Source organism: Streptomyces chengmaiensis, from assembly GCF_029846775.1.
Lineage (GTDB): Bacteria > Actinomycetota > Actinomycetes > Streptomycetales > Streptomycetaceae > Streptomyces > Streptomyces chengmaiensis.
This window is the reverse complement of the sequence record NZ_JARWBG010000023.1, coordinates 63,852-83,438: the sequence shown is the minus strand read 5'-3', so window position 1 is coordinate 83,438 and position 19,587 is coordinate 63,852. Positions and strand designations below refer to the sequence as shown.

The 19,587-nt window shown below is 68.4% G+C and carries 11 protein-coding genes and 1 pseudogene; 9 read left to right on the top strand and 3 right to left on the bottom strand.

The window, feature by feature from the left end:
* Positions 1–48: 48 nt before the first annotated feature.
* On the top strand, positions 49–1,068 hold the full coding sequence (locus QCN29_RS20380) for an MASE1 domain-containing protein (protein ID WP_279929823.1): 1,020 nt from the start codon (positions 49–51) through the stop codon (positions 1,066–1,068).
* Positions 1,069–1,116: 48 nt separating this feature from the next.
* Here QCN29_RS20380 and QCN29_RS20375 read toward each other — a convergent pair whose 3' ends face one another.
* Positions 1,117–2,646 carry a helix-turn-helix domain-containing protein gene (locus tag QCN29_RS20375; protein ID WP_279929822.1) on the bottom strand — a complete coding sequence of 510 codons (1,530 nt, stop codon included), beginning with the start codon at positions 2,644–2,646 and terminating at the stop codon, positions 1,117–1,119.
* A 49-nt stretch (positions 2,647–2,695) separates the two neighbouring features.
* The gene (locus QCN29_RS20370) at positions 2,696–3,052 is read right to left on the bottom strand and encodes a VOC family protein (protein WP_279929821.1); all 357 of its coding nucleotides are present in this window, start codon (positions 3,050–3,052) and stop codon (positions 2,696–2,698) included.
* Between the two features lie 540 nt (positions 3,053–3,592).
* On the opposite strand from QCN29_RS20370, the gene acnA reads away from it, so the two are divergent.
* Positions 3,593–6,331 carry an aconitate hydratase AcnA gene (gene acnA / locus QCN29_RS20365; RefSeq protein WP_279929819.1) on the top strand — a complete coding sequence of 913 codons (2,739 nt, stop codon included), beginning with the start codon at positions 3,593–3,595 and terminating at the stop codon, positions 6,329–6,331.
* Positions 6,332–6,514: 183 nt separating this feature from the next.
* Here the strand turns inward: acnA and QCN29_RS20360 are convergent, their stop codons facing one another.
* Complete coding sequence (locus tag QCN29_RS20360; RefSeq protein WP_279929818.1) at positions 6,515–10,369, bottom strand: GH92 family glycosyl hydrolase; 3,855 nt, start codon at positions 10,367–10,369, stop codon at positions 6,515–6,517.
* 455 nt (positions 10,370–10,824) lie between these two features.
* Between QCN29_RS20360 and ngcE the strand changes: the two genes are divergently transcribed.
* From ngcE to QCN29_RS20325, 7 genes and pseudogenes are all read left to right on the top strand, one after another.
* Complete coding sequence (ngcE, locus tag QCN29_RS20355) at positions 10,825–12,300, top strand: N-acetylglucosamine/diacetylchitobiose ABC transporter substrate-binding protein (protein ID WP_279929817.1); 1,476 nt, start codon at positions 10,825–10,827, stop codon at positions 12,298–12,300.
* A 101-nt stretch (positions 12,301–12,401) separates the two neighbouring features.
* Positions 12,402–13,331 carry a carbohydrate ABC transporter permease gene (locus QCN29_RS20350; protein WP_279929816.1) on the top strand — a complete coding sequence of 310 codons (930 nt, stop codon included), beginning with the start codon at positions 12,402–12,404 and terminating at the stop codon, positions 13,329–13,331.
* A 12-nt stretch (positions 13,332–13,343) separates the two neighbouring features.
* The gene (locus QCN29_RS20345) at positions 13,344–14,291 is read left to right on the top strand and encodes a carbohydrate ABC transporter permease (RefSeq protein ID WP_279929813.1); all 948 of its coding nucleotides are present in this window, start codon (positions 13,344–13,346) and stop codon (positions 14,289–14,291) included.
* 285 nt (positions 14,292–14,576) lie between these two features.
* Positions 14,577–15,776 (top strand): ROK family transcriptional regulator, encoded by a 1,200-nt coding sequence (locus tag QCN29_RS20340; RefSeq protein ID WP_279929812.1) that lies wholly within the window; start codon positions 14,577–14,579, stop codon positions 15,774–15,776.
* A 122-nt stretch (positions 15,777–15,898) separates the two neighbouring features.
* Positions 15,899–17,055 (top strand): annotated as a pseudogene (locus tag QCN29_RS20335) (substrate-binding domain-containing protein).
* A 281-nt stretch (positions 17,056–17,336) separates the two neighbouring features.
* Entirely contained in the window at positions 17,337–18,185 is an 849-nt protein-coding gene (locus QCN29_RS20330) for an ATP-binding cassette domain-containing protein (protein ID WP_398859557.1), read from the top strand.
* Positions 18,182–19,495 (top strand): sugar ABC transporter permease, encoded by a 1,314-nt coding sequence (locus tag QCN29_RS20325; RefSeq protein WP_279929811.1) that lies wholly within the window; start codon positions 18,182–18,184, stop codon positions 19,493–19,495. The genes QCN29_RS20330 and QCN29_RS20325 overlap by 4 nt, the downstream gene beginning before the upstream one ends.
* Positions 19,496–19,587: the final 92 nt, after the last annotated feature.

The following is a 19,587-nucleotide window of genomic DNA, read 5'->3' as shown; positions in this document are numbered from 1 at the left end:
GCCGGCGGACGGTGAACAGCGGAGCAGCGCCACGGGGAGGGCTCCCCGGTGACGGTCGCGCGCCGTGACACGCTCCGCCGCGGCGCCACGGCGGCCCTGCAGATCGTGGCCGTCGCCGCGCTCTACTACGCCTCCGGCAAGCTGGGACTGCTCCAGCAACTCGTGCGCGGCCAGGTCACGCCACTGTGGCCCCCGACCGGCATCGCCCTGACCGGCCTGCTCCTGATCGGCCCGCGGGTCTGGCCCGGGATCGCGCTCGGCGCCCTTCTGGTCAACCTCCCCCTCGGGCCGTCGGCCCCTGTCGTTCTGGCCATCGCGACAGGCAACACACTCGCGCCCCTGTGTTCCTACGCACTGCTTCGCCGCACCGGGTTCCGCATCAGGATGAACCGCTTCCAGGACGCACTCGCGCTGGTCTTCCTCGGAGGGTTCACCGGCATGCTCATCAGCGCGACCGTGGGCAGCACCATGCTGCATCTGGCTCAAGCCCTGCCCACCGAAACCTTCTGGCCCACCTGGTGGGTCTGGTGGACCGGCGATGCCATGGGCGTCCTGTTGGTCACGCCCGTGCTGCTCGTACTCCGCTCGGCGCGGCGGCCGAAACACATCCCGCCATCCCGGTGGGCAGAGGGAGCACTGCTTGCCGCAGCCACCGCCGCCTTCGGTCTCCTTCTCCTCGAAACCGCCCCCGCGTCACTGCTCTTCCTCGGTTTTCCCCTGCTGACCTGGGCTGCCTTCCGCTTCCAGCAACCTGGAGCCGCACCCTGCGCGCTGGCCCTGTCCACCTTCGCCGTTCTCGCCGCCACCCGCGAGACAGGTCCGTTCGCCGGTCACAGCCTGCTCGCCGACATGATCTCCCTGCAGGCTTTCAACGGCGCCGCCGCGCTCACGGCGCTGCTGCTCTCCGCGACCATTGCCGAACGGAACCAGACCCAGGCGGAGATCGAGGAAGCCGTCAGACGACTCTCCGAGATGGTGTCGCGAAGCGCCCCGGACGTCGGCGGCCCGCCGCTGCCCGAGGCCCAGAGCGACGAGGACGAAGACGGCGGGCAGACCCGACCGCCGTGACCAACCGGTGGGCCTGCGGGCCGGTTGGCGGCCGGCGACGTTTGTCGATCAGATGTCGCGGAAGATCTCGATCTGCGCGCCCACCGAGTTGAGCCGCTCCGCCAGCTCCTCGTACCCGCGGTTGATGACATAGACGTTCCGCAGGACGGAGGTGCCTTCGGCCGCCATCATCGCGAGCAGGACGACCACCGCGGGGCGCAGGGCCGGCGGGCACATCATCTCGGCGGCGCGCCAGCGGGTGGGGCCTTCGACCAGGACGCGGTGGGGGTCGAGGAGTTGGAGACGGCCGCCGAGACGGTTGAGGTCGGTGAGGTAGATGGCGCGGTTGTCGTAGACCCAGTCGTGGATGAGGCTCTGACCCTGGGCTACGGCCGCGATGGCCGCGAAGAAGGGCACATTGTCGATGTTGAGGCCCGGGAAGGGCATGGGGTGGATCTTGTCGATCGGCGCCTCCAGCTTGGAGGGGCGCACGGTCAGGTCTGCCAGACGGGTGTGGCCGTTGTCCGCGGGGTATTCGGCGGAGCGGTCGTGGTCAAGGCCCATCTCCTCCAGCACCGCGAGCTCGATCTCGAGGAACTCGATGGGAACGCGACGGATCGTCAGCTCGGATTCGGTGACCACCGCGGCGGCCAGCAGGCTCATCGCCTCGACCGGGTCCTCGGAGGGGGAGTAGTCCACGTCCGCGTCGATGTTGGGCACACCGTGCACGGTGAGCGTGGTGGTGCCGACGCCCTCTACCTCCACTCCCAGCGCCTTCAGGAAGAAGCACAGGTCCTGGACCATGTAGTTGGAGGAGGCGTTGCGGATGACGGTGACGCCGTCGTAGCGGGCGGCCGCCAGCAGCGCGTTCTCGGTCACCGTGTCGCCGCGTTCGGTCAGCACGATCGGGCGGCCGGGGGTGACCGAGCGGTCCACCTGGGCGTGGTAGAGACCCTCGGTCGCGGTGATGTCGAGCCCGAAGCGGCGCAGCGCGATCATATGCGGCTCGATGGTGCGGGTGCCCAGATCGCAGCCGCCCGCGTACGGCAGCCGGAAGGCGTCCATGCGGTGCAGCAGCGGGCCGAGGAACATGATGATCGACCGGGTGCGGCGGGCCGCGTCCGCGTCCATCGCGTCCAGGTCGAGGTCGGCCGGCGGCACGATCTCCAGGTCCACGCCGTCGTTGATCCAGCGTGTGCGCACCCCGATGGAGTTGAGCACCTCCAGCAGCCGGTAGACCTCCTCGATGCGGGCGACGCGGCGCAGCACGGTGCGTCCCTTGTTCAGCAGCGAGCCGCAGAGCAGCGCGACACAGGCGTTCTTGCTCGTTTTGACGTCGATCGAGCCGGAGAGCCGGCGTCCGCCGACGACGCGCAGATGCATGGGGCCGGCATAGCCGAGCGAAACGATCTCGCTGTCAAGTGCCTCACCGATTCGGGCGATCATCTCAAGGCTGATGTTCTGATTGCCGCGCTCGATGCGGTTGACGGCGCTCTGGCTGGTGCCGAGTGCTTCGGCGAGCTGCGTCTGTGTCCAGCCTCGATGCTGACGGGCGTCACGGATGAGCTTGCCGATGCGTACGAGGTAGTCATCTGCCATGGCGGCAGGCTATCTCAGATATGAGATGTGATCGCGCGGGGGTAGGCCATCAGGGTGACAGCCCATGGGCTACCGGGTGATGCGGCTCATACAGCGGGAGTTCGGCTCCGCTGGGCAGGCGGACCGCCGCGAGAAGACCCCAGCCGCGGTCCGTTGGCGACTGGGAGACCTCGACGTCGTGCTCGGCCAGCCGGGCGAGTGTGTGCTCCAGGTCGTCGCACATGAGAAACAGCTCATGCTGCGGAGCGTCACCGGTCGGGTGTACGGCGAGCTCCGCGGGCGGCAGTTTGAAAATCAGCCAGCCGTGACCGGCCTCGACATGCGCGAAGCCCAGTTTGTCCCTGATGAACGCCCGGTCGGCTTCGGCGTCGTGCGTGTAGAGGATCACATGCGCGCCGTTGAACATGCCTTTGATGCTCGGTTCCCGTCGCCCGGGCGGCAACGAGAGCGCCGCCGTACGGGTCCCGTTCAGCCGACGGCCGGCGCGCCGGCGGCGGGGGGCGAGCGGATTCAGCTCGCTCCGCCGTCGGTGTCCGTACCGGGCGGAAAGCGCGGAACCGCCCGCGAATGACGCGCCCGGCACGGTCGCCACTCCCGTCGGAAGTCCTGTGTTCTCTGCCGCTCCCGCTGCGGCGAGCAGCGGCCAGAACGGGAAGTCGTGCGTCAGCGGCGGCGCCCTCGCGGTGAGAGCCGTACGCGCGCCCCTGCGCGATTGCGATCGAGTCGGCGCCGCAACAGGGCGTGGGCGTGCCCGGACATGACCGGACGGCGGTCATGTACTAGAGTTATCTCGACATCGAGATATCTGCCGAAGGCGTGCCGCACCACCTACCCTCGGAAGAGTCTGCTAAGGGTTACCTAACTTAGCCTCACCTTAGCGGATGGGTGAAGACCCCCGGACGGCAGGATGCGGTGAGATACGCGCACATTGATGAAGGAGACTGTCGTGTCGGCGAACAGCTTCGACGCCCGCAGCACGCTGCGCGTGGGCGACGAGTCGTACGAGATCTTCAGGCTGGACAAGGTCGAGGGCTCCGCTCGCCTTCCTTACAGCCTGAAGGTGCTGCTGGAGAACCTGCTGCGCACCGAGGACGGTGCGAACATCACCGCCGACCACATCAGGGCGCTCGGCGGCTGGGACTCCCAGGCGCAGCCCAGCCAGGAGATCCAGTTCACGCCCGCCCGCGTGATCATGCAGGACTTCACCGGTGTCCCGTGTGTCGTGGACCTCGCCACCATGCGTGAGGCCGTCAAGGAGCTCGGCGGCGACCCGGCGAAGATCAACCCGCTGGCCCCGGCCGAGCTGGTCATCGACCACTCCGTCATCGCGGACAAGTTCGGCAGCAACGACGCCTTCGCGCAGAACGTGGAGCTGGAGTACGGCCGCAACCGGGAGCGCTACCAGTTCCTGCGCTGGGGCCAGACCGCCTTCGACGAGTTCAAGGTCGTCCCGCCCGGCACCGGCATCGTTCACCAGGTCAACATCGAGCACCTGGCCCGCACGGTCATGGTCCGCGGCGGCCAGGCCTACCCCGACACTCTCGTCGGCACCGACTCGCACACGACGATGGTCAACGGCCTCGGCGTCCTCGGCTGGGGCGTCGGCGGCATCGAGGCCGAGGCCGCGATGCTCGGCCAGCCGGTCTCCATGCTCATCCCGCGCGTCGTCGGCTTCAAGCTCACCGGTGAGCTGCAGCCCGGCACCACCGCCACCGACCTGGTGCTCACCATCACCGAGATGCTGCGCAAGCACGGCGTCGTGGGCAAGTTCGTCGAGTTCTACGGCGAGGGCGTCGCCGCCACCTCGCTCGCCAACCGCGCCACCATCGGCAATATGTCGCCGGAGTTCGGCTCCACCGCCGCGATCTTCCCGATCGACGGCGAGACCCTGAACTACCTGCGTCTGACCGGCCGCTCCGAGCAGCAGGTCGCCCTGGTCGAGGCGTACGCCAAGGAGCAGGGCCTGTGGCTCGACCCGGCGGCCGAGCCCGACTTCTCCGAGAAGCTGGAGCTCGACCTCTCCACCGTCGTGCCGTCGATCGCCGGCCCGAAGCGTCCGCAGGACCGCATCGTCCTGGCCGAGGCCGCGCAGCAGTTCGCGCAGGACGTGCGCAACTACGTCGACGACGTCGACGAGGCGGGCAAGGAGTCCTTCCCGGCCTCCGACGCCCCGGCCGAGCACGACGGCGTGCCGACCCGCCCGACCCTGGTCACCGCCCCCGACGGCAGCACATACGAGATCGACCACGGCGCCGTCACGGTCGCCGCGATCACTTCCTGCACCAACACCTCGAACCCGTACGTCATGGTCGCCGCCGCGCTGGTGGCGAAGAAGGCGGTCGAGAAGGGCCTCACCCGCAAGCCGTGGGTGAAGACCACCCTCGCCCCGGGTTCCAAGGTCGTCACCGACTACTTCGACAAGGCGGGCCTGACCCCGTACCTCGACAAGGTCGGCTTCAACCTCGTCGGCTACGGCTGCACCACCTGCATCGGCAACTCCGGCCCGCTGCCGGAGGAGGTCTCCAAGGCCGTCAACGACCACGACCTGGCCGTCACCTCGGTGCTGTCCGGCAACCGCAACTTCGAGGGTCGGATCAACCCCGACGTCAAGATGAACTACCTGGCGTCCCCGCCGCTGGTGGTCGCCTACGCCCTGGCCGGCTCCATGAAGGTGGACATCACCAAGGACGCCCTGGGCATCGACCAGGACGGCAACCCGGTCCGCCTCAAGGACATCTGGCCGACCGAGGCCGAGGTCAACGACGTCGTCGCCAACGCCATCGGCGAGGACATGTTCGCCAAGTCCTACTCCGACGTCTTCGCCGGCGACGCCCAGTGGCAGGCCCTGCCGATCCCGACCGGCAACACCTTCGAGTGGGACGCCGAGTCGACCTATGTGCGCAAGCCCCCGTACTTCGAGGGCATGACGATGGAGCCCGCCCCGGTCGAGGACATCGCCGGCGCCCGTGTGCTGGCCAAGCTGGGCGACTCGGTCACCACCGACCACATCTCCCCGGCCGGAGCCATCAAGGCCGACACCCCGGCCGGCCAGTACCTCACCGAGCACGGCGTCGCCCGCCGCGACTTCAACAGCTACGGCTCGCGCCGCGGCAACCACGAGGTCATGATCCGCGGCACCTTCGCCAACATCCGCCTGCGCAACCAGATCGCGCCGGGCACGGAGGGCGGCTACACCCGCGACTTCACACAGCCCGACGCCCCGGTCTCGTTCATCTACGACGCCTCCCGCAACTACATCGACCAGGGCATCCCGCTGGTCGTCCTGGCCGGCAAGGAGTACGGCTCCGGCTCGTCCCGCGACTGGGCGGCCAAGGGCACCGCGCTGCTCGGAGTCAAGGCCGTCATCGCCGAGTCCTACGAGCGCATCCACCGCTCCAACCTCATCGGCATGGGCGTCCTCCCGCTCCAGTTCCCGGAGGGCGGGTCGGCCGAGTCCCTGGGCCTGACCGGCGAGGAGACCTTCTCCATCGCGGGCGTGACCGAACTGAACGGCGGCGCCACCCCGCGCACCGTCAGGGTCACCGCCGACACGGCCCCCGGCGAGGCCGACAACGTACGTCGTGAGTTCGACGCGGTCGTCCGCATCGACACCCCGGGTGAGGCCGACTACTACCGCAACGGCGGCATCATGCAGTACGTGCTGCGCAACCTGATCCGCAGCTGAGCGCGTCCCGCACGCGCCGCACAAAGGGCCGCACCCCGTCACACCGGGGTGCGGCCCTCGCCGTACGCGCGCCCGACGCCGTGTTCAGCACAAGGGCGGGAGCCGGCGGCCGGATCCGTCGGCCCTAGGGACGTCGCGGCAGCCAGAGTGATTAGCGGCTGCCGGACGTTCCCTGCAACGCCCCTACGAGAGCAGCTCCACCTCCGCGAGTGTCGCGCCCGGGCCCGCCGGGACCAGGCGGTACCGCGTGTAGGGGCCCGGCCGGGCGACGGTGAAGGCGCGGGTCTGCCGGTCCCAGGCGAACGACTCGCCCGAGCGCCGGTCCAGGGTCTTCCAGGCCGTGCCGTCCAGCGAGCCCTGCAGCGTCCAGCCGGAGGGCGCCTGCGCCGCCGCTGACGAGGTCAGGGTGTACTGGACGACCGGCTTCCCGGCGGCGTCCTCGCGCAGAGGCAGATCCGCCTCTGTGAACTCCGCGGTCGTCGCCGACGAGTCGTCGGCCAGCGGGCCCGACCGCCGCAGGACGTCCGCACGCGGCGACGGCGCCGCGTCATCCGTCGTGATGGACACCGGCGCGGCGTCCGGCCCCGTTCCCCACGCCGACGGCCGCGGCCCCATCTCGAACTCCAGCACCCCGCCGCGCGCCAGCAGCCGGTGCGGCAGCGCGGTGGACGTCCACCGCTTGCCGTTCAGCCGAACCCCCTGCACATAGACGTTCTCCGCGCTGTTCCGCGGGGCCCTGACCACCAGCGTGCGGCCGTTGTCCATCCGCACCGTCGCCTTGGTGAAGAGCGGCGAGCCGATCGCGTACTCCCCGCTGCCCATCACCAGCGGATAGAAGCCCAGCGCGCTGAAGAGATACCAGGCCGACTGCTCTCCGTTGTCCTCGTCGCCGTGGTACCCCTGCCCGATCTCACTGCCGACGTAGAGACGGGAGAGCACCTCCCGGACCTTCTCCTGGGTCTTCCAGGGCTGCGCGGCGGCGTTGTACATGTACGCGGCATGGTGCGCGACCTGGTTGGAGTGTCCGTACATGCCCATCCGGACATCCCGCGCCTCCGTCATCTCGTGGATCACCGAGCCGTACGAGCCGACGAACTCCGGCGACGCCGTCTCCGGGGTGGAGAAGTACGCGTCCAGCTTCTGCCCGAGCCCCGCCCGGCCTCCGTACAGATTGGCCAGACCGCGTGAGTCCTGGGGTGCGGTGAAGGCATAGCCCCAGCCGTTGGTCTCGGTGTAGTCGTAGCCCCACACCCGGGGGTCGTACGCGTCGCCGGGCACCCGCCAGGCGCCGTCCGGGCCGCGGCCCTGGAAGAACCCGGCTTCGGAGTCGAACAGCGTCACATAGTTCCGCGCCCGGTTGAGGAAGTACGCCGACTCCTCCTTGTAGCGGGCCTTCCCCGTCTTCTCGTAGAGGGCCTCGCCCATCTTCGCCAGGCCGTAGTCGTTGAGACAGCCCTCCAGCGACCAGGACAGACCCTCATGGGTCCGGGTCGAGGCGTAGCCGAGGAACGGCGAGGTCTCCATGCCCTTGCGGCCCACTCCCGAGGACGGGGGCACGACCGTCGCGTTCTTCAGCGCCGCCTCGTACGCGGCTTCCGCGTCAAAGCGCAGACCCTTCACATAGGCGTCGGCGAAGGCGACGTCGGAGCTGGTGCCGGTCATCAGGTCGGCGTAGCCGGGGGAGGACCAGCGGGAGATCCAGCCGCCGTCCTTGTACTGCTGGACGAAGCCGTCCACCAGCTCACCCGCCTTGCGAGGGGTCAGGAAGGAGTACGCGGGCCAGGTCGTCCGATAGGTGTCCCAGAAGCCGTTGTTCACATAGACCTTCCCCTCGACGATCTTCGCACCGGTGTGCGTCGGGGTGTCGGGCCCCTCCGCGGGGGAGAAGGGGCTCGCGTAGCGGTGGCGCGGGCGGTGCGGTGTTCCGGCGTTCTCGAAGCCGGAATTGGGGTAGAGGTAGAGCCGGTAGAGGCCCGAGTAGAGCGTGGTGAGCTGGTCGCGGGTGGCCCCCTCGACCCGCACCCGCCCCAGAATCCGGTCCCACTGCCCCTGCGCCCTGCGCATGACCTGCTCGAAGCGCATCGTGTGCGGGATCTCGTATGACAGGTTCCGCTTGGCCTGCTCGACGCTGATCAGCGAGGTGGCCAGCCGCAGCGTCACCGTGCGGTCCGGGCCCGCGTCGAAGCGGAAGCGGCCCGTGACCCCCTCGGAGGCGGCGTCGAGCACCGGTGCGTCGAAGACGCCGTAGACGAACATCCGGGTCGCGCCGGTCGACAGTCCGCTCTTGACGTCCGAGTACCCGGTGAAGGAGCGGGAGTCCGCGTCCAGGCTCAGCCCGCCCTCGGCCGTGACGTTGTCGAAGATCACGCTCGCGTCGTCGCCGGGGTAGCGGAAGCGCATCACCGCCGCGTGGTCGGCCGGTGCGATCTCGGCCTTCAGCCCGTTCTCGAACGTCACGCCGTAGTAGTGCGGGCGCGCGGTCTCGTTGTCGTGGCGGAAGGGCAGGGCGCGCGCCGTGCGGGAGGTGTCCGGGACGCCGGCCGCCGCGGACGGCATCAGCTGGAACGTCTGCCGGTCGCCCATCCAGGGGCTGGGTTCATGGCTGGCGCTCAGCGCCTGGAGGGTGGGCAGATTGTCGGCGTTGTTGGCGCGCGCGTACTCGTACAGCCAGCTCCGGGAGCCGGCGTTGGTCACCGGGGTCCAGAAGTTGAAGCCGTGCGGGACGGCGGTCGCGGGAAAGGTGTTGCCGCGCGAGTACGAGCCGCTCGAGTTGGTGCCGCGGACCGTGGACACATAGTCGGACAGATGGGCGAGCGGCCGCTCGGGCGGTTCGGGCGCCAGGGTGATGTCGTCGATCCAGCCCTGGAACTTCGCCGGGCCCCCGGGGGAGTCGTACGCCACCAGAATCCGGTCGACCCTCTTGCCCGCGGCGACCTCGCCGATCCGCGACGCCACATGGTTCCACTGGTTGGCGTAGAGCCTCTTGGCCGCGCCCTGGCCCTGCGGGGTCAGCCGCCCGCCATGGGAGTCGGCCGCCTTCAGCTCGCTGAGATAGGAGCCGTCGGTGAAGGCCAGGTCCACGGCGACATGGGTGGCCGGGTAGTTCAGATCCGTCTCCGGCATGGAGGGGAAGACCCGGTACGACAGCGCGGTGTCCCGCCGGACGAGTGTGTCGACGTCGAAGATCTTGTTGTACGAGTAGGCCCGGCCGTCCGGGTTGTGCGAACCGGCGTAGCGCAGTGCCCGCTTTCCGGTGAAACCGGCACGAGCCTTGGCGGTGGGGGAGCCTGCGGGGCCGCCGTCCACATGACTGCGCATCGACGGAGGCGTCGGGGTGCTGTCGTCGCCGTCGGAGAACTGGACATCCGCGAGCTGGGTGATGTCGGGTGCGCCGTTGTTGCGGGCGATCTCCAGCCGGTAGTGGGCGTACGGCGTCGGCTCCGCCGTCCCGGCGGCGACGTCGTACGTCTTGGTCTCGAAGCGCTTGGCGAACGACTCGCCCTTGCGGGTGTCGAGGACGGTCCACTGCTTGCCGTCGGCGGAGCCCTTCAGCGTCCAGTCCGCGGGGTCGCGACCGGCGAAGTCATTGGCGGAGGTCAGCGCATATCTGGCGACTTCGATGGGTTCGTCGGTGTCGAACTCGATCCAGGCGGTGGGGGCGAATGTCAGCCATTTGGTGCTGGGCTGGAGGTCGACGAGATTCTCCTTGGTCTCGCCCGCCCCGGTGTTCTCACCGCTGGCGCGCAGCCGGACCACCCGGTCGGTGACATTGCCCGGAATCCCCGCGGCGAATCCGCCGTCGACGCCGGACACCCGCTGCCGGCCGTCCGGCCCGGTCTCCACGGCATGCAGCCAGTCCGGCTGCGGGTCGCCGTCCTCGAACGACGAGACGAAGGACGCGGCGGGGGTGGAGTGCCGGGCGGCAGGCGCCGCCTGAGTCGGCAACGGCAGGGCGACTGCGGCCGACTGGGCCGTCAACGCCAGAAGAGACGCGGCCACCGTCAGGGTGACCGAATGGGCCGTTGGAGTCATATGCATTCCGGTCTTTCCTCCTGGGGAGGCAATCTCGGACAACGTTGTCAGGCGCGATGCGCAGGCTCTAGTAGGGAGGCAAGTGCCGTACGGTGTCAAGGGTGTTGAGCCTGTCGATCGCCCGGAATCACCCGTTCCGCAAAACCTGCCGGAACCGCCGGGTTGCCTGTACGGGGCATCTGTTCACGAGGTCTCAACTCGGGAAAGACTGCCGCCCAAAGTTGCTTTCGATCTTGCTCGGACGGCGGGAAGTGGACTATACCTGTCGGCGTCCGCAAGGCTGTTCCATACCTTCCAGCTCCACACGTTCCAGTTCTATCCGTGTGCGCAACACCGGCTTCACTGAGTTTCCCTCAGGGATGCACAGCAACTGACCGCGGTGGCGGGGCCCTTCGCCTGAGGCGAGATGTGACGGGCGACCGGTACACCGCCTGAGTCCTGGAGAAGGCGAGGACTTGAGCATGGGATCCACCTCCGCCCACAGCAATGAGGGCTCCACCAGCACCGACGAGGCCCCGAACCGAGGGGGCCTCGGCCGCCGCGATCTGATCAAGCGCTCCGCCGCGCTCGGCCTGATCACCGTGCCGACCATGAGTTTCCTGTCCGCGTGCGCCTCCGGCGGCGGCGGTGGCGAAGGCGGCAGCCAGACCAAGGGCAAGGTCTCCAAGGACAACCCCTTCGGTGTGGCCGAGGGGAGCAAGGTCGAGGTAGTCGTCTTCAAGGGCGGATACGGCGACGACTACGCCAAGGCGTGGGAAACCGCGTTCGACAAGAAGTGGGGCACGACCTCCTCCCATCTGGGCACCCAGGAGATCACCGGAAAGCTCCAGCCGCGGTTCAACGCGGGCAACCCCCCGGACGTCGTGGACAACTCCGGCGCACAGCAGATCAAGCTGGATGTGCTGTTCAAGAGCGGTCAGCTCAGCGATCTGGCCCCGGTGCTGGACGCCCCCTCCCTCGACGACCCCACCAAGAAGGTCCGGGACACCCTGATCCCCGGCACCGCGGATCAGGGGCTGCAGGGCGGCAAGATCGTGTCGCTCAACTACGTCTACACCGTCTGGGGCCTGTGGTACTCGGGCAAACTCTTCAAGGACAAGGGCTGGACGCCGCCCAAGACCTGGGACGAGTTCCTCGCCGTCTGCAAGGCCGCCAAGGACGCCGGCATCGGCGGCCTCGCCCACCAGGGCAAGTTCCCGTACTACATCAACGTCGCCATCATGGACCTGATCGCCAAGCTCGGCGGTCTGGACGCCATGAAGGCGATCGACAACCTCGATCCGAAGGCCTTCGTCGGCAGCGACGCCGCCAAGCAGTCCGTCGAGGCGATCTACGAGGTCGTCGAGAAGGGCTATCTCATGCCCGGCACCAACGGCCTGACGCACACCGAGTCGCAGACCCGCTGGAACCAGTACAAGGCCGCCTTCGTCACCTGCGGCTCCTGGCTGGAGAACGAGCAGCTCAAGACCACGCCGGACGACTTCGACATGAAGTTCCTGCCGATGCCGCTGCTGCCCGGCAGCGCGCTGCCCTTCGAGGCGATCCGGGCCGGGGCGGGCGAGCCGTTCATCGTCCCGGAGAAGGCGAAGAACAAGGCCGCGGGGCAGGAGTTCCTGCGCTCCATGCTCTCCAAGGAGTGGTCGACGATCTTCGCCCAGCAGGCGAACTCGCTGACCATCGTCAAGGACGGCGTCGACGCCGGCGTGCAACTGCGGCCGGGCACCAAGGCGGCCGTGGACGCGGTGAAGGCCGCGGGCGACAACACCTTCAACTACCTCTACCCGAACTGGTACAGCGAGATGGATGTGGAGATCCAGAACGCGTCCAATGAGCTGATGGCCAAGCGCATCCAGCCGGCGGAATGGCTGAAGCGGGCCCAGGCCGCGGTCGACAAGGCGGCCAAGGACCCGAACAGCAAGAACAACCGCCGCGACTGAGCTCGCGACTGGGCCGCCGGACGCGGTTCAGCGGTTTCCCGCGGCTCGGCCGGTACAACGGGAACTGCCGGAAACACCCGGAACACCAGGGACAGGATGCCATGCGAAAAGGGCAGTACCAGTTCGTCACGGGATTTCTTCTCGCTCCCGTGGCGCTGTATCTGATCTTTGTGATCTGGCCGTATCTCCAGACGATCGGATACTCCTTCACCGACTGGAAGGGCCAGTCGCAGACCTTCGGGTTCGTAGGCCTCGACAACTACGCCGCACTGCTCGAGGACAACGTCTTCCTGCAGGCGATCTGGCACAACATCCTGTTCCTGGTGTTCATTCCGGTGATCACCATCCTGCTCGCCCTCTTCTTCGCCTTTATGCTCAACGCGGGCGGCCGGGGCGGCGCGGGAGGGGTCACGGGCATCCAGGGCTCCGGCTTCTACAAGATCGTGTACTTCTTCCCGCAGGTCCTCTCACTGGCGATCCTCGCGGTGCTCTTCGGCGCCGTCTACCGCAGCGACCAGGGCGGACTGCTCAACGGTCTGCTCGTCAAGGCGGGTCTGGTCGACGCCGGCCGGCCCGTCGAGTGGCTCAACGAGCCCTCCCTGGTGCTGTGGTGTCTGCTGGCCGTCGTCGTCTGGCACGGTGTCGGGTTCTATCTCGTGCTGTTCTCCGCGGCCATGCAGTCCATCCCCAAGGAGATCTACGAAGCCTCCCTGCTGGACGGCGCGGGCCGGGCCCAGACGTTCTTCCGGGTCACCCTCCCGCTGCTGTGGGAATCCGTGCAGACCTCCTGGGTCTACCTCGGAATCACCGCGATGGATCTGTTCGTCCTGGTGTCGACCATGACATCGGGTCAGTTCGGCGGCGGCCCCGACCATCACAGCGAGGTCATGGCCACGGTCCTGATGCGTAACTTCCTGTACTTCGGAAAGAGCGGCTACGCCTGCGCCATGGGTGTGGTGATGCTGCTGCTGACCCTGATCCTGTCCGTCGTCACGCTCCGCGCCACCCGCCGCGAGCGCATCGAATTCTGAGCGGGGAGAGCGATGAGCATCACTGCCAAGGAGTCCTCCGCCACCGAGCCGGGCGCCGACGGCCCGCGGGGCGTCGGGCCGAAGAGCGGCCGGCGGGCCTTGCGCCCCGGCGACCGCGCCACCGAGGGCATCACCCTCAATGTCTTCTCGCACGGCTTTCTGGCGCTCTGGGCCGTGCTGATCGTGCTGCCGCTGCTCTGGCTCGTGCTGAGCTCCTTCAAGACCGACGCCCAGATCGGCGGCTCCGCACTGAGCTGGCCCACCAACTGGACCTTCGACGTCTTCGTACGGGCCTGGGACAAGGGCATCGGCGACTACTTCACCAACACGGTGATAGTGCTTGCCTTCTCGGTGCCGCTGACCATGCTGTTCGGGTCGATGGCGGCGTATGTGCTGGCGCGCTACGAGTTCCCGGGCAACCGCTTCCTGTACTTCTTCTTCGTCGGCGGGGCGATGTTCCCCGTCTTCCTCGCGCTCGTCCCGCTCTACTTCATGGTCGAGCGGTTCGGGATGCTGAACACCTACCAGGGCCTGATCCTGGTCTACATCGCCTACTCGATGCCCTTCACGGTGTTCTTTATGCACGCCTTCTTCCGCACCCTGCCGACGGCAGTGCACGAAGCGGCGGTGATCGACGGGGCCTCGCACACCCGTGCGTTCTTCCAGGTCATGCTGCCGATGGCAAAGCCGGGGCTGCTGAGCGTGGGCATCTTCAACGCGCTGGGCCAGTGGAACCAGTACATCCTGCCCGTGGTGCTGATGCAGCCCAGGGACAACAGCGACCCCGAGCGCTATCTGCTCACCCAGGGGCTGGTGCAGCTCCAGCAGCAGCAGGGGTACGCCAGCGATCTTCCGGTGCTGTTCGCCGGGGTGACCATCGCCATGATCCCGATGCTGGTCGTGTACCTGTCGTTCCAGCGCCAGGTCCAGTCCGGCCTCACGGCGGGCACGTTGAAGTGACGCCGAGCGAGCCGACCCGCGGCTGAAGAACCCCGACCTGCCGGAACCGCCCGTATGCGCAGCGTGCGCATACGGGCGGACGTCTTCGCCCGTCCTCCGGGCGAGGGAGGCCAGATCTCGGCGAGGTCTCCTTACGGTTCTCCTCTCGCTCAAGGTCTTGACGCGATATGCCCCCTCCGGTTGAGCTTAGAGTTCATAAGTTGGAGAGATGCTGGGTCACATCGTGGTGAACCCGGCCGGGGGCGGCGGTCGTGCCGCCCACCGGGGGCAGGAGTGGATGGGTCAATGGAGACTCCGGGGTCGCAGACATCACTGCACCGGGCCAACCTCGAGCGGGTCGTCAGGGCCGTGCGCTTGGCGGGCTCGCTCACCCAGGCGGAGATCGCCAGAAGCACCGGCCTGTCGGCCGCCACGGTCTCCAATATCGTTCGTGAACTGAAGGACGGCGGCACGGTCGAGGTCACCCCCACCTCCGCGGGCGGCCGCCGGGCCCGCAGCGTCTCCCTCAGCGGCGACGCGGGCATCGTCATCGGCGTCGACTTCGGCCATACGCATCTGCGGGTCGCCGTCGGCAACCTCGCCCACCAGGTGCTGGCCGAGGAGTCCGAGCCGCTCGATGTCGACGCCTCCGCCGCGCAGGGCTTCGACCGGGCGGAACAGCTGGTCAAACGGCTGATCGCGGCCTGCGGCATCGGCCGGGACAAGGTGATCGGCGTGGGTCTCGGCGTGCCGGGCCCGATCGACGTGGAGTCCGGCACCCTCGGCTCCACCGCGATCCTGCCGGGCTGGAGCGGGATCAACCCCAGCCAGGAGCTCTCCGCCCGGCTCGGCGCGCCGGTCTACGTCGACAACGACGCCAACCTCGGCGCGCTGGGCGAGCTGGTGTGGGGGAGCGGCCGCGGGGTGAAGGACCTCGCCTATATCAAGGTCGCGTCCGGAGTCGGCGCCGGTCTGGTGATCGACGGGCAGATCTACCGGGGGCCGGGCGGCACCGCCGGGGAGATCGGGCACATCACGCTGGACGAGTCCGGCCCGGTGTGCCGCTGCGGAAACCGCGGCTGTCTGGAGACCTTCGCCGCGGCCCGCTATGTGCTGCCCCTGCTCCAGCCCGGTCATGGAGCCGATCTGACGATGGAGCGCGTGGTCCAGCTCGCCCGCGAGGGCGATCCGGGCTGCCGCCGGGTCGTCGGGGACGTCGGCCGTCATGTCGGCAGCGGTGTGGCCAACCTCTGCAATCTCCTGAACCCCAGCAGGGTGGTGCTCGGCGGCGATCTGGCCGAGGCCGGGGAGCTGGTCCTGGGGCCCATCAGGGACTCCGTGTCCCGCTATGCCATCCCCAGTGCCGCACGGCAGCTGTCCGTGGCCCCCGGGGCCCTCGGCGGGCGGGCCGAAGTGCTGGGCGCCCTCGCTCTTGTGCTCAGCGAAATGGGCGATTCGACCCTTCTGGGCAGTGCGTTGCAGCCCAGTAGCCCAGCGTTCACTTAGAGAACACATGGCACCGTTGTCATCTCGTTAAGAATTTACTCCTTGACGGCAGCAGCGGGGCCGAGTTGACTTCCAGCCACCTCGGCCGCAACGCCGCGGCCGCGTCAGGGAGGTTTTAGAAGATGAACACGCGTATGCGTCGTGCAGCCGTCGTCGTCGCCGCTGGTGCGATGGCCGTTTCCCTCGCCGCCTGCGGCAGCGCCAAGGAGTCCGGCGACAAGGCCGCCGAGACCGGTGAGAAGAAGAAGGGCGACGACCTCACGATCGGCCTGCTTCTTCCCGAGAACCAGACCGCCCGCTACGAGAAGTTCGACAAGCCGCTGATCGAGAAGAAGATCAGCGAGCTGACCGGCGGCAAGGCGAAGGTCGTCTACTCCAACGCCAAGCAGGACGCCACCCTGCAGTCGCAGCAGGTCGACACCATGATCACCAACAAGGTCGACGTGCTCATCCTGGACGCGGTCGACGCCAAGGCCATCGCCGGCAGCGTCAGCAAGGCCGAGGAGGCCGGCATCCCGGTCGTCGCCTACGACCGCCTCGCCGAGGGCCCGATCGACGCCTACACCTCCTTCGACAACGAAGAGGTCGGCCGCGTCCAGGGCCAGGCGCTGCTCGACGCGCTCGGCGACAAGGCCAAGGACGGCCAGATCGTGATGATGCACGGCGCGATCACCGACCCGAACGCCGCGCTGTTCAAGAAGGGCGCNCGATCACCGACCCGAACGCCGCGCTGTTCAAGAAGGGCGCCAAGTCCGTCCTCGACGGCAAGGTCAACGTCGGCAAGGAGTACGACACCAAGGAGTGGAAGCCGGAGAACGCCAACTCCAACATGGAGGCGGCGATCTCGGCCCTTGGCAAGGACAAGATCGTCGGCGTCTACTCCGCCAACGACGGCATGGCGGGCGGCATCATCACCGCACTCCAGGGCGGCGGCTTCAGCAAGCTCCCGCCGGTCACCGGCCAGGACGCCGAGCTCTCCGGCGTGCAGCGGATCGTGGCGGGCGAGCAGTACATGAGCGTCTACAAGCCGTACGCCCCCGAGGCCGCGGCCGCCGCCGAGATGGCCGTCGCCCTCGCCAAGGGCGAGAAGCTCGACGCCATCGCCAAGGACACCGTGGACAGCCCCACCACCAAGGGCGTTCCCACCGTGCTGGTCCCGGTGGTCTCGCTGACCAAGGAGAACATCAAGGACACCGTCATCAAGGACGGCGTCTACACGGTGCAGGACATCTGCACGGACAAGTACAAGGCCGCCTGTGACGCGATCGGCCTGAAGTAAGGCCGGCAGGCCCCCTTCGGGCCGCCCCACGATCTCGTCCGGTGCTCCGCACCGCATCCAGCCCCGCAACTGGGCGGAGCACCGGGCGAAACGTATCTGCTGTTCCTCTGGCCGGCCGTTCGCCGGTCGCCGTCCCTGCCGCTGCGAGAGACCGCCCACGGCCTTTCGCAGCCCCGCAGACTTCTGCACACTTCTGCTCAGCCTCCGCGCTCCACCCCCTGTCGGGCGCGGCGTCCCCGCCGTCAGGCGGTGAAATCCCCGCCGGTCAGGCGGCGAAGGAGATGGTTCACGTGTCCGCTACGCCCGTGCTGGCGTTGCGAGGGGTCTCCAAGCGGTTCGGCGCCGTACAGGCGCTCACCGACGTAGAGCTCGAGATCCACGCCGGCGAGGTGGTCGCCCTGGTCGGCGACAACGGCGCAGGCAAGTCCACGCTGGTCAAGACGATCGCCGGCGTCCACCCGATCGACGAGGGCGTCATCGAGTGGGAGGGCCGCCCGGTCACGATCAGCAGGCCGCACGACGCCCAGGACCTGGGCATCGCGACCGTCTACCAGGACCTCGCGCTCTGCGACAACATCGACGTCGTCGGCAACCTCTACCTCGGCCGGGAGCTGCACAAGCGCGGCGTCCTGGACGAGATCGAGATGGAGCGCCGCGCCCGCGAGCTGCTCAGCACGCTGTCGATCCGCATCCCCAGCGTCCGCATCCCGATCGCCTCGCTCTCCGGCGGCCAGCGCCAGACGGTGGCCATCGCCCGCTCGATGCTCGGCGAGCCCAAGCTCGTCATCCTCGACGAGCCCACCGCCGCCCTCGGCGTCGAGCAGACCGCCCAGGTGCTCGACCTGGTCGAGCGGCTGCGCGAGCGCGGCCACGCGGTCATCCTCATCAGCCACAACATGGCCGACGTCAAGGCCGTCGCCGACCGGGTGGCCGTCCTGCGGCTCGGCTGCAACAACGGCGTCTTCGACGTGAAGAGCACCTCGCAGGAAGAGATCATCTCCGCCATCACCGGCGCCACGGACAACGCTGTGACCCGCCGTGCGGCACGCAGCGCGGAGGCGAAGAACGGGGAGAGCGCGACGAACGACAAGAGCGCGGAGAACGCGGAGAAGGCGGAGGCGAACAAGTGAGCACCGAGAAGACCTCCACCGCGACGGCGGCCACGGCCGAAGCGCCCGCGGACCACCAGGTCGAGAACCCCGAGGCGGCGCACGACGCCGTCGCCGCCGTCGATCCCCGGCTGCTGGTGCGTGAACAGGGCCTCGCCGGCTACTTCGGGGAGTTCAAGCGCAAGCTGCACGCCGGCGACCTCGGCTCCGTCCCCGTCGTCGTCGGACTGATCGTCATCGCGGCCATCTTCCAGAGCCTGAACTCCAACTTCCTCTCCGCCAAGAACCTCAGCGACATCGCGGTCACGATGGTGGCCACCGGCATGATGGCCGTCGGCGTGATCTTCGTCCTGCTGCTCGGTGAGATCGACCTGTCGGTCGGCGCGGTCAGCGGCGTCTCCGGCGCGGTCGTGGCCGTGCTCAGCGTCAGCCAGGGCATGAACGAATGGCTCGCGCTCCTCGTCGCCGTCGCGGGGGGCGCGGTCATCGGCGCGCTGCACGGCTTCTTCTTCGCCAGAATCGGAGCGCCGGCCTTCGCCGTCACCCTGGCGGGCCTGCTCTTCTGGCAGGGCTTCATGCTCCAGCTCCTCGGCGACACCGGCACCATCAACATCGACCGCGAAGGCGCGGTCGGCAGCCTGACCACGTACTTCTTCACCGATGTCGCCGCCGCCTACGGCCTGGCAGCCTTCGCCGTGGCCGCGTACTTCCTCTCCGGCTTCCTGGACAGCCGCCGCCGTGAGGTCGCCGGAGTCCCCGCCCGGCCGCTGAGCGACATCGCGCTGCGCGCCGCCGTGCTCGCGGTCATCGCCTTCGCCGCCGCCTATATGTTCAACCAGTACAAGGGGCTGCCGCTGGCGCTGGTGCTGTTCTTGGCGGTCCTGGTGGGCACGGACTTCATGCTGCGCCGCACGCCGTACGGGCGGAAGATCTTCGCCCTCGGCGGCAGCGTCGAGGCGTCCCGGCGCGCCGGCATCAACGTCACGGCGATCCGGATCTCCGTCTTCGCCCTCGCCGGCACCTTCGCGGCCATCGGCGGCCTCTTCTGGGCCTCCAAGATCGCCGCCGCCAACCAGAGCGCCGGCACCGGCGAACTGCTGATGAACGTGATCGCGGCGGCCGTGATCGGCGGCACCAGCCTCTTCGGCGGCCGCGGCCGGACCTGGAACGCCCTGCTCGGCGTCATGGTGATCGTCTCGATCCAGTACGGGCTGGCCCTGGAGGGCATCCGCACCCCGGTCCAGTACATGATCACCGGAGCAGTGCTGCTCATCACGGTCGTCATCGACTCGGTCACCCGCAAGACGCAGAAGACGGCGGGCCGCGCCTGACACACGGCAGATCACAGCGGTGCCCGGCGTCGGGAGACGACGCCGGGCACCGCTGCGTGCCCGTCGTCATGCACCGTACGGGTGACGTAGAA